Annotated in this window: 14 protein-coding genes; 12 read left to right on the top strand and 2 right to left on the bottom strand. The window is 37.4% G+C overall.

All coding sequences use genetic code 11. The features are described from left to right. Positions 1 to 45 precede the first annotated feature (45 nt). From mltG to AB3I12_RS06375, 8 genes are all read left to right on the top strand, one after another. Positions 46 to 1,224, top strand: a complete 1,179-nt coding sequence (mltG, locus tag AB3I12_RS06340; RefSeq protein ID WP_010719722.1) for an endolytic transglycosylase MltG — start codon at positions 46 to 48, stop codon at positions 1,222 to 1,224. A gap of 142 nt (positions 1,225 to 1,366) precedes the next feature. Next, positions 1,367 to 1,846 (top strand): transcription elongation factor GreA, encoded by a 480-nt coding sequence (gene greA / locus AB3I12_RS06345; protein WP_010719721.1) that lies wholly within the window; start codon positions 1,367 to 1,369, stop codon positions 1,844 to 1,846. 230 nt (positions 1,847 to 2,076) lie between these two features. Then, on the top strand, positions 2,077 to 2,808 hold the full coding sequence (gene liaF / locus AB3I12_RS06350; RefSeq protein WP_010719720.1) for a cell wall-active antibiotics response protein LiaF: 732 nt from the start codon (positions 2,077 to 2,079) through the stop codon (positions 2,806 to 2,808). Next, on the top strand, positions 2,805 to 3,872 hold the full coding sequence (gene liaS / locus AB3I12_RS06355; protein WP_010719719.1) for a two-component system sensor histidine kinase LiaS: 1,068 nt from the start codon (positions 2,805 to 2,807) through the stop codon (positions 3,870 to 3,872). The genes liaF and liaS overlap by 4 nt, the downstream gene beginning before the upstream one ends. A gap of 6 nt (positions 3,873 to 3,878) precedes the next feature. Beyond that, entirely contained in the window at positions 3,879 to 4,511 is a 633-nt protein-coding gene (locus AB3I12_RS06360) for a response regulator transcription factor (protein ID WP_010719718.1), read from the top strand. Between the two features lie 85 nt (positions 4,512 to 4,596). Next, positions 4,597 to 5,262 carry a TrkA family potassium uptake protein gene (locus tag AB3I12_RS06365; protein ID WP_010719717.1) on the top strand — a complete coding sequence of 222 codons (666 nt, stop codon included), beginning with the start codon at positions 4,597 to 4,599 and terminating at the stop codon, positions 5,260 to 5,262. Positions 5,263 to 5,274: 12 nt separating this feature from the next. Then, positions 5,275 to 5,568, top strand: coding sequence for a HesB/YadR/YfhF family protein (locus AB3I12_RS06370; RefSeq protein ID WP_010719716.1), 294 nt, complete (start codon positions 5,275 to 5,277; stop codon positions 5,566 to 5,568). A 128-nt stretch (positions 5,569 to 5,696) separates the two neighbouring features. Next, positions 5,697 to 6,644, top strand: a complete 948-nt coding sequence (locus tag AB3I12_RS06375; protein WP_053766087.1) for a phosphoglycerate dehydrogenase — start codon at positions 5,697 to 5,699, stop codon at positions 6,642 to 6,644. 100 nt (positions 6,645 to 6,744) lie between these two features. Here the strand turns inward: AB3I12_RS06375 and AB3I12_RS06380 are convergent, their stop codons facing one another. Further along, positions 6,745 to 7,542 carry a DUF1189 domain-containing protein gene (locus AB3I12_RS06380; protein ID WP_025480226.1) on the bottom strand — a complete coding sequence of 266 codons (798 nt, stop codon included), beginning with the start codon at positions 7,540 to 7,542 and terminating at the stop codon, positions 6,745 to 6,747. Positions 7,543 to 7,782: 240 nt separating this feature from the next. Here AB3I12_RS06380 and AB3I12_RS06385 point away from each other — a divergent pair, with 240 nt between their 5' ends. The 3 genes from AB3I12_RS06385 to AB3I12_RS06395 all read left to right on the top strand — a co-directional run bounded on the left by AB3I12_RS06385 (position 7,783) and on the right by AB3I12_RS06395 (position 9,277). Next, positions 7,783 to 8,247 (top strand): GtrA family protein, encoded by a 465-nt coding sequence (locus AB3I12_RS06385; RefSeq protein WP_010719713.1) that lies wholly within the window; start codon positions 7,783 to 7,785, stop codon positions 8,245 to 8,247. Between the two features lie 97 nt (positions 8,248 to 8,344). Then, the gene (locus AB3I12_RS06390; RefSeq protein ID WP_034867853.1) at positions 8,345 to 8,953 is read left to right on the top strand and encodes a superoxide dismutase; all 609 of its coding nucleotides are present in this window, start codon (positions 8,345 to 8,347) and stop codon (positions 8,951 to 8,953) included. A gap of 123 nt (positions 8,954 to 9,076) precedes the next feature. Further along, the gene (locus tag AB3I12_RS06395) at positions 9,077 to 9,277 is read left to right on the top strand and encodes a cold-shock protein (protein WP_010719711.1); all 201 of its coding nucleotides are present in this window, start codon (positions 9,077 to 9,079) and stop codon (positions 9,275 to 9,277) included. Between the two features lie 98 nt (positions 9,278 to 9,375). On the opposite strand, the gene AB3I12_RS06400 is transcribed toward AB3I12_RS06395, so the two are convergent. Continuing rightward, positions 9,376 to 10,824, bottom strand: a complete 1,449-nt coding sequence (locus AB3I12_RS06400; protein ID WP_063626802.1) for a helix-turn-helix domain-containing protein — start codon at positions 10,822 to 10,824, stop codon at positions 9,376 to 9,378. 510 nt (positions 10,825 to 11,334) lie between these two features. Here AB3I12_RS06400 and AB3I12_RS06405 point away from each other — a divergent pair. Then, the gene (locus tag AB3I12_RS06405; RefSeq protein WP_063626804.1) at positions 11,335 to 14,013 is read left to right on the top strand and encodes an adhesive domain-containing protein; all 2,679 of its coding nucleotides are present in this window, start codon (positions 11,335 to 11,337) and stop codon (positions 14,011 to 14,013) included. The last annotated feature ends 52 nt before the right edge of the window (positions 14,014 to 14,065 follow it).

The following is a 14,065-nucleotide window of genomic DNA, read 5'->3' on the forward strand; positions in this document are numbered from 1 at the left end:
GTATAATAGATGAAGTTACGAAGTTGATAGTAAGGAGGAGTTGTTTTGTCAGAAAACAAACAACGTCCAGAAGAGAAAAAAAACAGATCAGACCAATCTGCTGAAAAGAATGCAGTCATTAATCAGAGAAAAAATTTGCGAAAAAAAGAAGAAAAAATCGTTGGTAAAATCATTTTAGTGATCGTTTTGACGTTGCTAATCGTAGGAGGCGTCCTTGGATTCACCATTTACCGCTATGTGGATAGCGGGTTGAAACCATTGGATCCTAAAAATGATCAACTTGTTCAAATTGAAATACCTAGCGGTTCATCAAATAAACAAATAGGTGAGATACTCGAACAAGATCAAGTGATTAAAAGCGGCATCGTGTTCAATTACTATACTAAATTTAAAAATATGACTGGCTTTCAAGCTGGATATTATCAAATGGCACCAAATATGACTTTGGATGAGATCGGAAAACAATTGCAAGAAGGTGGCACCTCAGAGCCAACTAAAGTAGCAGATGGCAAAATCGTGATACCGGAAGGATACGACATTGAACAAATTGCTGCTAGAGTAGCGAAAGTCACTGGAAAAGATAAACAAGAATTTTTAGATTTGATGAAAGATGAAACGTTTTTCAATGAGCTTTATAAAAAATTCCCAGATTTATTGGACAGTGCGAGCAAAGCTCAAAATGTCAAATATCGCTTAGAAGGTTATTTGTTCCCGGCTACTTATGATTACTACAAAAAAATGTCGTTGAAAGATTTAGTCGTTCAGATGGTAAACAAGACAAATAGCGTGTTACAGCCTTATTTTACAACCATCAAACAAAAAAATATGACGGTTCAAGAAGTCCTGACGTTGGCTTCATTAGTTGAAAAAGAAGGGATTAAAGAAAACGATCGTAAAAACATCGCCCAAGTATTTTTCAACCGTATCAAGGCAGATATGCCTTTACAATCAGATATCTCTGTTTTATATGCCTTGGGAGAACACAAAGAAACGGTATCTTATAAAGATACGGCTGTCGACTCTCCATATAATCTATATACGAACACAGGTTATGGTCCTGGACCATTTGATAACCCTAGTGAAGCAGCTATCGAAGCCGTATTAGAGCCGACTCAAAATGATTACTACTATTTTGTGGCAGATATCAAAAAAGGCGATGTTTATTTTGCAAAAACTTACGAAGAACATTTGGAATTAGTTGATAAATATGTCAATAATTCGTAGAATAGTATTTGTATCATCGACTATTTATTTAAAATAGAAAAACATTTACATTTTAGGAAAAGCGTGGTAATCTTTTTTGGATTATATTCCTCAAAAGATTACTTTTTGCGGTATTCCATAGATCAAGAAGGAGACGTTATACATGGTTGAGAAAGTTTACCCGATGACTCTAGAAGGCAAAGCCAAACTAGAAGAAGAATTAGAACAATTAAAAACAGTTAAACGCGGAGAAATCATTGAACGCATTAAAATCGCTCGTGGATTTGGTGATCTATCTGAAAACTCAGAGTATGAATCTGCTAAAGATGAACAAGCGTTTGTTGAAGGTCGAATCACAACAATCGAAAATATGATTCGTTTTGCTCAAATCATTGACAATGACGGTGTTGATGCAGATGAAGTATCAATTGGTAAGACAGTGACATTTATTGAATTACCGGATGGTGAAGAAGAAGAATACACAATCGTAGGAAGTGCAGAAGCTGATCCATTTTCTGGTAAAATTTCTAATGATTCACCAATTGCTCAAGCTTTGATTGGTAAATTAGTCAATGATGAAGTAACGATTGCTACCCCTGGTGGCGATATGTTAGTTAAAATCGTTAAAGTAGAGCAAGCATAAGAAATACTTGAACAAAAATGAAGTTGTGGCATCTACAACTTTGAGCAATAAGCCGAAGAATCAGAAAATCGTTTCTCCGATTTTTGGGATTCTTCGGCTTATTTATTTTTCTAAGGAATGAGTGTCCAGAACCATTTGACTTAGGACAAACTTTACATCTCAAGTCCTATAGTATATTTTTAAAAAAATAGCTATGATAGAATGAGAATGTGCATGAAAGGAGAATAAAGATGAATAGTTCTTGGCGTTTTTTTATCGTAGTCGAGGCTTTATTATTACTATTTGCAGTTTGGCAAATTGTGAACAACGTAGAATTACTTCTTCTCGTATTGTTTGGTGCATTGAACATATATTTAGCATTAAGAAAATATCCACGATCTGGATTTCGAAATTTTCAATTGATTATAGGGAGTTTGATCGTTTTCTTTAGTTTAGTCAATAGCCCTGCACTATGGTTGATGGCAGTATTTGCGATCTTGTTTATCGGACTAAAAGGGGTTGAGATTTCTGGGATTGATCTAACAAAAAATACCTTTTGGCGAAAGAAACAGATGATCATGGTACAAACCGATCAATTAAAAACACATAATAATGAACGAAAAAAACAACAATTATTTGGAAATCAACGTATTGGTAATGATGTTTATGAATGGGATGACATCAATATTGCTTTAATTTCAGGGGATACGATCATTGATCTTGGCAATACATTGTTACCAAAGGATGATAATATCGTTATTGTGCGAAAAGGAATTGGCAGAACGAGAATTTTGGTACCTTTAGGGATTGCCATCAGTTTAGAGCATGCGACACTTGTTGGAAATGTTTTATTTGAAGAGGAACAATTTTCATTAAAAAATGAATCCATCAAAATTTATAGTAACGATTATGATGAAAACCCAAGACGGTTAAAAATCATCACGAATACATTACTTGGTGACGTTGAGGTGATACGTGTATGATGAGCAGATTATCAAAATTAATGATGGCAATCTATGCCTCAGCGGCTTCTTTTTTAATCATCTTGTTTTCGTTGTTCACTTATTTTTATGCAAGTAACCAAACGAATTGGTGGCGTGCCATTTTAAGTGCAAGACTATTGTATGTGCCGCTGATTTTTCATTTGTTTGCTATTGCCTTAGGTGTCGGATTAGTGGTTTTTTTGATAGTATCACTTATCCAAAAAGCAAAGTATGGTAAAATTGAAGAAAAATTAAGAGCATTATCTTCTGGTAATTATGAGTCTAGTCATTTGAATGAACCCATTCCCAGTGCAAATGATGATATTTATGTACAAGATATTGATAAAGAAATAACCAAAATAAAAGAAAAAATGATTGAAGTTTCCAGTGAACTACAAATTATCACTAGCAGACCCCAGTATGTGGATGGACAGACAAGAGAGGAAATCTTAGAACTAGAAAGGCATCGTTTAGCCCGGGAACTCCATGATTCTGTCTCACAACAATTATTTGCAGCGATGATGATGATGTCTGCTTTAACAGAACAAGCCGAAAAAACAGATAGTTCAGAAATATTTCGCAAACAATTACGTATGGTTGCTGATATCATCAATGCTTCTCAATCTGAAATGCGCGCGCTCCTACTTCATCTTCGCCCAGTGAATCTGGAGGAGAAGAGTTTGAAACAAGGAATTGAGCAATTATTAAAAGAACTACAAAATAAAATTCAAATTTCATTGAAATGGGAGATCGAAGACGTAAAATTGTCCAATTCGATTGAAGATCATCTTTTTCGTATCGTGCAAGAATTATTATCCAATACCTTACGTCACGCTAAAGCAAATGAATTAGAAGTTTATTTACACAAAATCAATAATAACTTATTGTTACGAGTGATTGATGATGGTACCGGGTTTAATATGAACGAAACGAAAACAGGTAGTTATGGATTAAATAATATTAGGGAACGAGTAGCAGGTATTGGTGGAACAGTTAAAATTATTAGTTTTAAAGGACAAGGCACCAGTATTGAGATCAAAGTTCCTTTGATCAAGGAGGCATAATTGAAAATGATACAAGTATTACTCGTAGATGATCATGAAATGGTTCGCTTAGGAGTATCCTCTTATTTATCGATTCAAGAAGACATTCAAGTGATCGGTGAAGCAGAAAATGGTCGAGAAGGCTATGAAAAAGCAATGGAATTACGACCTGATGTGATTTTGATGGATCTTGTTATGGAAGAAATGGATGGGATTGAATCAACTAAAGCTATTTTAAAAGACTGGCCTGAAGCAAAAATAATTATTGTGACCAGCTTTATCGATGATGAAAAAGTTTATCCAGCCATTGAAGCTGGTGCAGCGGGATATCTATTAAAAACTTCTACCGCTCATGAAATTGCAGATGCGATCAGAGCAACTCAAAGAGGGGAACGAGTGTTAGAACCTGAAGTAACAACAAAAATGATGGAAAAAATAAGTAAGAGAAACGAGCCAATTCTTCATGAAGAATTGACAAAACGCGAAAATGAAATCCTGATGCTGATAGCAGAAGGAAAAAGCAACCAAGAGATCGCAGATGAATTATTTATTACTTTAAAAACAGTCAAAACCCATGTCTCAAATATATTAGCAAAATTAGAAGTAGAAGATCGAACGCAAGCAGCTATTTATGCTTTCAAACATGGATTAGTTAAATAAATTGTTTATTCTACAAAAGAAAGCTTACTTTCGTTTTTAGAAAGCCTTTGCTATACTTAAATAAAATAGGTAAGGGAGGAAGCAAGTGAAACAAAATTTTGCAATTGTCGGGCTTGGACGATTTGGTGGCAGTATTTGCCGAACCTTAGTTGAAGCAGGACAAGAAGTATTAGCTATTGATAGCAATGAAGATCGAGTCAATGAATATATGAATATCGCTACTCATGCAGTTGTAGCAAATGCACAAGATGAAATGACATTGCGTTCACTAGGAATCAGAAATTTTGATCATGTGATCATTGCAATCGGTGAAGATATCCAAGCAAGTATCCTCGTTACATTAATGGTCAAAGAGATGGGAGTTCCCAACATCTTAGCTAAAGCTCAAAATGAATATCATGCAAGAGTGTTAGAAAAAATCGGAGCAGATCGTGTGGTTCACCCGGAAAGAGATATGGGGATTCGTATTGCTCATAATCTTGTTTCAAAAAATATATTGGATTACTTAGAACTATCGGATCAATTTTCTCTTGCAGAAATTCGAGTTTCTAATCCCAAATTTTTTAATAAAACATTAGCGGAGCTGAATTTTAGGCAACGTTATGATCTAACAGTTGTAGCAATTCGACGCTTTGATCGTTCGGTCGTTGTTTCACCTTCAGCAGATGAATATGTCAGAGAAAATGATAATTTATTAGTAATTGGGGAAACCGAAGATGTAGATATATTAGACGATAAAATGAATCAATAAGGAGATGCAGGAATGAAATTATCAGTAACAGATAATGCACGTAAATGGTTCGAAGAGGAAGTAACCATCCCTGAAAATTATGGGATTCGTTTTTTTGGGAAAGTCTACGGCAAGACAGAAGTACATGATGGTTTTTCTATCGGAATGTCTGTCGAACAGCCTGAACGACCAATCAAAGAAGAAACCATTGACGGGATGCTGTTTTTTATTGAAGAAGCAGATGACTGGTTTTTCAAGGGGTATGATCTTGTTGTTGATTATGATGCATCTTTAAATGAGCCAACTTATCATTTCAAAGAACAATAAAACAAAGGAGCGTTTCTTTAGCTACCATTAGCTTGGAAAACTCCTTTTTTATATTTACCTCTTTTTTCATAAGACTGAGTCACGAAACACTTGATTACAATTAGTAATAGAAGGGATGCGTAACTAAGATGGCAGAAAAAATTATTTATTTAGATCGAGGATTTAGACAAGAATTTATTGATAAAATGACTGAATTAGCGCCTAATTATGTCATAAAAACTGAGCTTGAACCTACAGATTTGATGAATGTTGAAATTAGTTTAGGGTGGAATCGCCAATACGAAAAAGAGCTATTAGCATCTCCAGGGTTAAAATGGGTACATTCGATCTCGGCAGGGGTAGACACTTTACCACTAACGGCATTTTCTGAAAAAGGGATCTTACTTTCAAATGGTAGTGGTATTCATAGTGAATCAATAGCTGAACACATCATGGGAGTGATTTTAGGCTATTCTCGAGGGCTGTTCCAAGCACAAAAAGCACAAGCAAAGAAAGAATGGTTAGGAACTCATGTCCATTATCAGCCATTAGAAAAACAAAAATTATTGATCATCGGAACGGGGCAAATCGGCAAGATGGTTGCTGAGAAAGCAGACAGCTTTTCTATGGTCAGTTATGGGATAAATACTACCGGGCATCCAGTAGAAGGATTCAGTCAAACGTATTCCTTAAACGAAGTGGAAAAAGTAGTAGCTGATATGGATATCATTGTAAATATTTTGCCTCTGACAGAGCAGACTAAGGGCTTCTTTAATTATGAATTATTCAAAAAATTCGCTTCCCATGCGTTATTCATCAACGTTGGACGTGGGGCTTCTTTAAAAACAGCTGATTTAGTTCAGGCATTAAATGAAGAACAACTCGCCTTTGCAGCATTGGATGTTTTTGAAGAAGAACCATTACCTGAAAAAAGCCCATTGTGGGAAATGGATCAAGTATTGATTACGCCGCATATCGCTGGCTTAACCTCAGATTTTCAAAATAAGTTAATGACAATCTTTCTAGCCAATCTTAAAAGCTATGTCACAAATCAAGAGCTTAAGATAAATGAAGTGGCGTTAAAAAAAGGATATTGATCCTTACTTAGAAAAATAGTTGACATTAAAAAACGACTTTCTTTGACTAGCGTTGCCGCCTAATCGAAGAAAGTCGTTTCTTATGTTTGACATTCGTGAACTACATCATTTGGCTTTTTGGCCAGCCTTTTACCGCCTGTGCAAAAATAAAAAGTCCTGCTATTGCGATAAAAGCACTTGTGTCAAAAGCCGGTAAGAAAATCATTAAGATCGTGGCTAAGACTGTTGGTAGGGTGATTGAATAGATCATCGTTTTTAAACAATCAAGAAAAGAAGCGCCAGTCAAACGTAAACGCGCATAAATATAAGCTGCAAAATTAGCTAAAAGTAAAGTAACGATCAAATTCAAAAAGCTTGGATAAATAGAAATTAAGAAAGTCACTATCTTGATCCAAAATGGAATTGTTGCTTCACTTAAGGTTGTACGCAATTGTTTTCCTGTTAGATTTTTTAAGGCATCATTTTTATAGTCAAGTTCAAGTGAGTTATTGTTTAGAAAAGTAGTACCGGTATTAGGCAAAGCTACGACGAGTTTATTTTTTAGTAGTCCAACACTAAGAAAATTTCCGACTAAGTCAGAAGTAATATCTTTTTCAGATCGTTTGCCTTCCGGATCAAAAGTAAAGATGATAGAATTTGTTTGATAGATGAAACCTTCATGATCTGCTGCATCAATTTTCCCGTTTTTTATGGAAAAATCTGGAATCTTGGTGGCAATTTTCTGACCATCTTGTTTGATGTTTTCTAGCACTTGAAACACTTGATAGGAAATAGGCAAAGCCATGATGATGCTAAGGACCAAAAGATAAAGAACCGATTTAGCAAACGGGGTTTTTCTAGCATTTTTGAGCTCTTTAAATTGCGTGAATGAGCTGATAATTAATTGTTTTGTTGTCATAGTTACTCCTTCTATACATAATGTCATCATTAGCAATTCTAGCGAAGTCTTAGAAGAAATACAAGGGGAAATACCAATTGGCAATCTTCCTTTAAGGTTCATGTGAGAACCTGCTTTTATAAAAAATAACGAGAATGTTAAAATTTGCTAGTTACAAAGATGAATTTAAGGAATAAAGATGAAAACCAGAGACAAATAAGGTATGATGAATAAGAATTGATTAGTAAGGTAGGATGAACGATGAATTTTTATTATCGAGTGAGACAATTTTTAGAAGAAAAAGGTTACTGGGAAATATTTATTTACCTATTTTTTGGTGGTTTAGCAACAGTCGTGAATATCGTTACTTTTGCAATTGCATTACAGATGCTCCATCTAAGTATGCCGATAGCAAATACTATTTCTTGGATTTGTTCTGTTTTATTTGCTTTTGTAACGAACAAATTATGGGTATTTCATTCCAAGTCACCTAATTTTTTCCATTTAGTTATTGAATTTAGTAAATTTTTGTTCTATCGGATTCTTTCTTATGGTATGGATATGGGTTCCATGTTGCTGCTGATTCAGGTGATGCACACAAATGATTATGTGGCTAAGATTATTACACAAGTCATCGTGGTAGTCGCCAATTATGTCTTTAGTAAATTGTTTATTTTTAAAGGGACAACCATTATTGAGGAAGAACTTCCTGAAAAAGAGAAGTAAAATCCACAGTAGGCATAATTTTTGAAGAATTCCTTGCTCTTTGTTACTCTTTGTAGTGTAGACACTATGAACAAACACATTGAGGAGGAATTTTTTTATGACTTACACATTACCAGATTTACCATATGCATTCGATGCGTTAGAACCTTATATCGATGAAGAAACGATGCACTTGCATCATGACAAACACCATAATACTTATGTAACAAATTTAAATGCAGCGATTGAAAAACATCCAGAACTAGGTGAAAAAACAATCGAAGAACTACTTTCTGATATGGATGCTGTCCCTACAGATATCAAGACTGCTGTACGTAATAATGGTGGCGGACATGCAAACCATTCTTTCTTCTGGAAAATCATGGCACCAAATGCTGGTGGCGAACCAACTGGTGCAATTAAAGAAGCGATTGATGAAGCCTTTGGTGATTTTGCAACATTTAAGGAAGAATTTAAAAAAGCTGCAGCTGGCCGTTTTGGTTCAGGTTGGGCTTGGTTAGTGATGGAAAATGGTAAATTAGCGATCACTTCAACAGCCAATCAAGATTCACCATTAATGGAAGGCAAAACACCTATTTTAGGTTTAGATGTTTGGGAACATGCGTATTATTTGAAATATAAGAATGTACGACCTGATTACATTGAAGCTTTCTGGAACGTTGTGAACTGGGAAGAAGTAAACAATCGATTATCATCTGCCAAATAATCATTTTCAAGCCTAAAAAAAAGAATGAAAAATAAATTGAGCAAGTCTTGCGAGCGTTTTCTAAATTCGGTATAATATTTATGCAAGGTTTCTTGCAAGAACTTTTTTGGAGGCTATACATTTATGGAACATGGAACAGTTAAATGGTTCAACAATGAAAAAGGATTTGGGTTTATTACAGTAGACGGCGGAGACGATGTGTTCGTACATTTTTCAGCAATTCAAGGAGACGGCTTCAAGAGCTTAGAAGAAGGTCAAGAAGTTGAATTTGCAATTGTTGAAGGCGCACGTGGCCCTCAAGCTGCTGAAGTGACTAAATTATAATAACTTGTTGAAGAAAAGCCCGCTTAGCGGTCTATTCAAATAATAAAAAGAAGATGGCGTCTGCCATCTTTTTTTTATTTTATAAAAACCCAAGTTAGTTATTCGTTGACTAGTTTCTTGATTTTTTGGCTTAATAGATAAATCTGCTCACTAGACATATCAGTCGGAGCGACTAAACACGGGATTGTTTCTTCATAGGTCAGGATCTTTAACGGCATATCGGTTGTTCGAATGATTAAGTCTGGCTCAAACAAAAGATCATTTGTAAAAACCACATTTAAGTAAACTCGTAATTGTTCTTGTAACATACTCATATAACTCAGTTCAATACTTAATGGCAAGTCACTTTCGTACTTTATCTTTATTTCTTTATCAAAGTATGTTGGAGAAGTAATGATCATAAATGCTTCGATCAAATGACAGGATTGTACCCAATACAGCTCTTGTTGCTGTTTTTGGAATTGGGAAGCTAATTGATTGATTTCTCGATTGAATGCTGGGTAATTTTCTTCTACAAAGACTGATAAGTCATATTTAATGGTGGAAAATCGGTGGAACAGCAGCCCACTCATCCCGTTGGCAAAGATCGTACTATTTAGTAATTTTTTCTTTAGGTTGATTTGTGAAGATTTAAACCCATTTGCATAAATATAGCTATAGAAACTATTTTGAAATTGTTTGATCGCTGTGGCTTTTTTTAGATGGAATTTCATGGCTCGTTCTAAGTGATCGTCTTTTAAATAAAAAGCTGGGCGTGCTTGTAACCAAAGAAATAAAAATTGGACTTCCAAAAGATCGAGCTTGGCTTTCACGCTCATTCGTTTAAGGAAATGGGTAATCTCTTCAAAGCTATCCCAAATCTCTTCTGTAAAATCAGGAAGTTCTCTCTGATTCATCTGATTTCCTTGTGCTGATCGGACGAAAGTGATAGCAATAATAAAGCACCATTCAATCATTTTCAGTTTATTTGGTTTTTGTTTTGTCAGCTGAAAAGCATACTCAATCCCTGCAAAGGTTTCATGAAAATCAACGGTTGGAAAGGGCCAAACGACCCCTTGATAGTATTGCCACAAAAATAAATAAATAAGATAACGGACTTGTGGTTCGCTACCTTTGAGATACACGAAGCCTTTTGAAGTCTTTAATTGTAATTGATAGGTAGTAAGTAACTGATTGATTCGAGTAAGATGTCTTCTTAAGGAAGGAATACTAATCTTTTGCTCTGTGGCAAAGGAAACCAGATCAACTCTAGGTTGAAGACAAAGGTCTTTTAACAATTGAAAGATGGCGGAATGTTCCAAGATTTTTAGTAGTAATAGTTGATACTCACTGATCGTTCCAGAAAAAGTGAAGCCTTTTGTACTTTTTGTGATGTGATCGTCAGATAAAACCTTAAGATAGTCACATTGATGAAGCACAGAACGTTTGTCACAATGAGCTGTTTTCGATAATTCCTCTAACGTACAAGTAACTTGTGAGCGATATAAGTTGTCCAAGATCGTTAATTGGACTTGGATATTCCTTTCTAACATGACAGAGAAATTCATTTATTTTTCCCTCCTATATTTTTATACTCGAAATTTTCCGAATGACAAATTATTAAATTTTGTCATTTTTTTTTACGAAAAATGAGAAAAAAATTTATTATAATCATTTTTTATAAAAATTAGCCAAAAAAATAAGTGAAAAATACGTTATTTTAATTTGGGCTGTTAGTTTTTTTCATGAATGGATATATAGAGAAATTCCTTAATGATATTATAATTTATCCAAGCATAAAAACGAAATGTTATGCAATATTTTTACATATTTGCTACAGTTCCTTTTTATTTTTAAAATAATAAAGTTATTTTAAAAAGATTAAAACTTAATAATAGATTTTTAATTTAACGATTGCTAAAATCTTTGTAACTTAAGTTAACTGAAGTTTTTTCAGAAAGATATCTTTTTGACAAAAAGAAAGGAGGCCAGTTCCTAGCGGAAATAATTGTTGTTAGTGATTGATTAAGTGGGGGATAAAGCATAAGTAAATAATGGAAGCATCTAAGGGGGAAAAAATGAAAAAGGATTATAAAAAAAGTATGGATCAAAAAGCTAGAGCTAAACGTCGATCCAAAAAATACTTATTAGTAGGAACGTCTATTGCTGCAGGGATGCTGTTGGGGACAGCACCTATTTCAATTGCTACACCGTTGTTTACTGTGGGTTCACAACAAGTATATGCTGACTTGATTAGTGGCCAGTTGTTCAATAATCTAACGACGTCTAATACCAGTGGAACAACAGCAAGTGCACCTTTTCCATTGGCTGGAACGACTCGTAATGTTGATTTCGTTATTTCAGCTAATAATGGGATTGATCTAAGTGTTCTAAATGGCTCGAGACGAGCAGTTTTAGCAATCCCAACTGAAATGCAAGGTTTAGTTAATCCAAATGGGACGGGTACTTTCCAAACAGATATTTTGTTACCAGGAGAAGAACTACAACCACTATTGTCGATTGTAGATGGGGCGGTAACTACCCTAGTGTCTGCTGTTGAAAACATTGTTAACCTTAACCCGTTGGCATCAGTCAATTTAGATGAAGTGTATGCTCAACTAGCATTATTAGAGAACCTTAGTACATTGACGTCAGCTGAAGTAGCATTGAATCTTCAAATGCAAGGGGACGAATATATCTATGGTGAATTAGATGGCTCATTAGAAACAGTTATTCGAGAAGGGCTGACTGAAATTTTAGATGGAATCAATGATGCTGTCCAAGCAATCCAAGCGACACCGAATGCAGGAAGCGGTGCTCTTGGTACGATAGCAGCAGGTACGATCAATACAGCGTTGTCCGCAACGATTAAACCAGCATTTAATCTTACTTTTGCTACTGCAACAGGTTTAGTTGGTGTGGGGTCATCATTGATTGGAACATTAGCTGATGCGAGCGTATTAGGTGAAACGACGGTTACGATTCCGACATTGATTCAGGATCCTAATTATAGTGATTTAGCGGCAGCCGGAGTAGATATGTCTGTTCCTTATGAAGCTGGCTTCGTTGGAAATATTGTAAAAGCAGATGTTTTATCTATCGATATCGCCTCTAGCTCTGATGGCTATTCGCCAGTTTTTTATCAAGCTGCTGAAGTAACACCACCATATAATGTTGTAGTTACAGGGAACTCAACTGATGGTTATGAAGTAACTGGGATGGCAGATCCTAATGCAACAGTTCGTATTTATGATCAAGAGAATAATTTGATTGCAGAAGGACAGGCTGATGAAAATGGAAACTTTACGATTCCAATTGCAGCCACAGATGTGTCACCTTTAGAAGACATCCAATTAATCGCGTATGATGAAAATGACAATCCAAGTTTACCAGCTGCTGCTGTGATCCCAGACGATGAAGAAGCCGACGCCGATGCGGATGCCGATGCGGATGCTGATGCTGACGCCGATGCCGATGCCGATGCTGATGCTGATGCGGATGCCGACGCCGATGCTGACGCCGATGCCGATGCCGATGCTGATGCGGATGCTGACGCTGATGCTGATGCTGATGCTGACGCCGATGCTGATGCTGACGCCGACGCTGATGCTGATGCTGACGCCGATGCCGATGCCGATGCCGATGCTGATGCGGATGCCGACGCCGATGCTGACGCCGATGCCGATGCTGATGCTGACGCTGACGCTGATGCGGATGCGGATGCTGACGCCGATGCTGATGCTGACGCTGATGCTGATGCTGACGCCGATGCGGATGCTGATGCCGACGCTGACGCCGATGCCGATGCTGACGCTGATGCTGATGCTGATGCTGACGCCGACGCTGATGCTGATGCTGATGCTGACGCCGATGCTGATGCGGATGCCGATGCTGATGCTGACGCCGATGCTGATGCCGACGCTGATGCCGATGCCGATGCCGACGCTGACGCGGATGCGGATGCTGATGCGGATGCTGATGCTGACGCCGATGCCGACGCCGATGCTGATGCCGATGCTGACGCGGATGCTGATGCTGACGCGGATGCTGATGCTGATGCCGATGCTGATGCTGATGCCGATGCGGATGCTGATGCTGATGCTGACGCCGATGCTGATGCCGACGCCGATGCTGATGCCGATGCTGATGCCGATGCCGATGCTGATGCTGACGCCGATGCCGACGCCGATGCTGATGCTGATGCCGACGCTGATGCCGATGCCGACGCTGACGCGGATGCCGACGCTGACGCTGATGCCGATGCGGATGCTGACGCCGATGCGGATGCCGACGCCGATGCGGATGCCGATGCCGACGCTGATGCCGATGCCGACGCGGATGCCGACGCGGATGCCGACGCGGATGCTGACGCCGATGCCGATGCGGATGCGGATGCTGACGCCGACGCTGATGCGGATGCTGACGCTGACGCCGATGCCGATGCCGACGCTGATGCCGATGCGGATGCCGGCATGGGAAGTACAGGAAATGGTACAGATACGGATCAGAACGGCGACCCAGGAATGGTGCCGATCAACACTTCTGGTGGATCAGGTTCAAATCCACCACAATTACCTTTGCACTATGGTGGGACAAGTCATACAAAACCATTGAATTACCATGACGGCTCAACACTAAAAATGTATCCTAAAACCTCTGATACGGTAAGTTCATCTGTTTCTTGGTTAGGTGGCATAGTATCGTTGATTTCGGGAATGGGTATTTGGAAAATGAAAAGAAATAAAAAGAATAACTAATAATTAACGGAGAGGTTATAACTATAGAAATAGATTTAAAAATCATAATGGA

The organism is Enterococcus sp. C65, from assembly GCF_040887165.1.
In the GTDB taxonomy this organism is placed as follows: Bacteria; Bacillota; Bacilli; order Lactobacillales; family Enterococcaceae; genus Enterococcus_B; species Enterococcus_B hirae.

Bases quoted from the DNA above. Each gene is read 5' to 3' on its own strand.
- greA (WP_010719721.1), top strand. From the start codon at position 1,367: ATGGTTGAGAAAGTTTACCCGATGACTCTAGAAGGCAAAGCCAAACTA.
- AB3I12_RS06360 (WP_010719718.1), top strand. From the start codon at position 3,879: ATGATACAAGTATTACTCGTAGATGATCATGAAATGGTTCGCTTAGGA.
- liaF (WP_010719720.1), top strand. From the start codon at position 2,077: ATGAATAGTTCTTGGCGTTTTTTTATCGTAGTCGAGGCTTTATTATTA.
- AB3I12_RS06400 (WP_063626802.1), bottom strand. From the start codon at position 10,824: ATGAATTTCTCTGTCATGTTAGAAAGGAATATCCAAGTCCAATTAACG.
- liaS (WP_010719719.1), top strand. From the start codon at position 2,805: ATGATGAGCAGATTATCAAAATTAATGATGGCAATCTATGCCTCAGCG.
- AB3I12_RS06395 (WP_010719711.1), top strand. From the start codon at position 9,077: ATGGAACATGGAACAGTTAAATGGTTCAACAATGAAAAAGGATTTGGG.
- AB3I12_RS06385 (WP_010719713.1), top strand. From the start codon at position 7,783: ATGAATTTTTATTATCGAGTGAGACAATTTTTAGAAGAAAAAGGTTAC.
- AB3I12_RS06375 (WP_053766087.1), top strand. From the start codon at position 5,697: ATGGCAGAAAAAATTATTTATTTAGATCGAGGATTTAGACAAGAATTT.
- AB3I12_RS06380 (WP_025480226.1), bottom strand. From the start codon at position 7,542: ATGACAACAAAACAATTAATTATCAGCTCATTCACGCAATTTAAAGAG.
- AB3I12_RS06405 (WP_063626804.1), top strand. From the start codon at position 11,335: ATGAAAAAGGATTATAAAAAAAGTATGGATCAAAAAGCTAGAGCTAAA.
- AB3I12_RS06370 (WP_010719716.1), top strand. From the start codon at position 5,275: ATGAAATTATCAGTAACAGATAATGCACGTAAATGGTTCGAAGAGGAA.
- AB3I12_RS06390 (WP_034867853.1), top strand. From the start codon at position 8,345: ATGACTTACACATTACCAGATTTACCATATGCATTCGATGCGTTAGAA.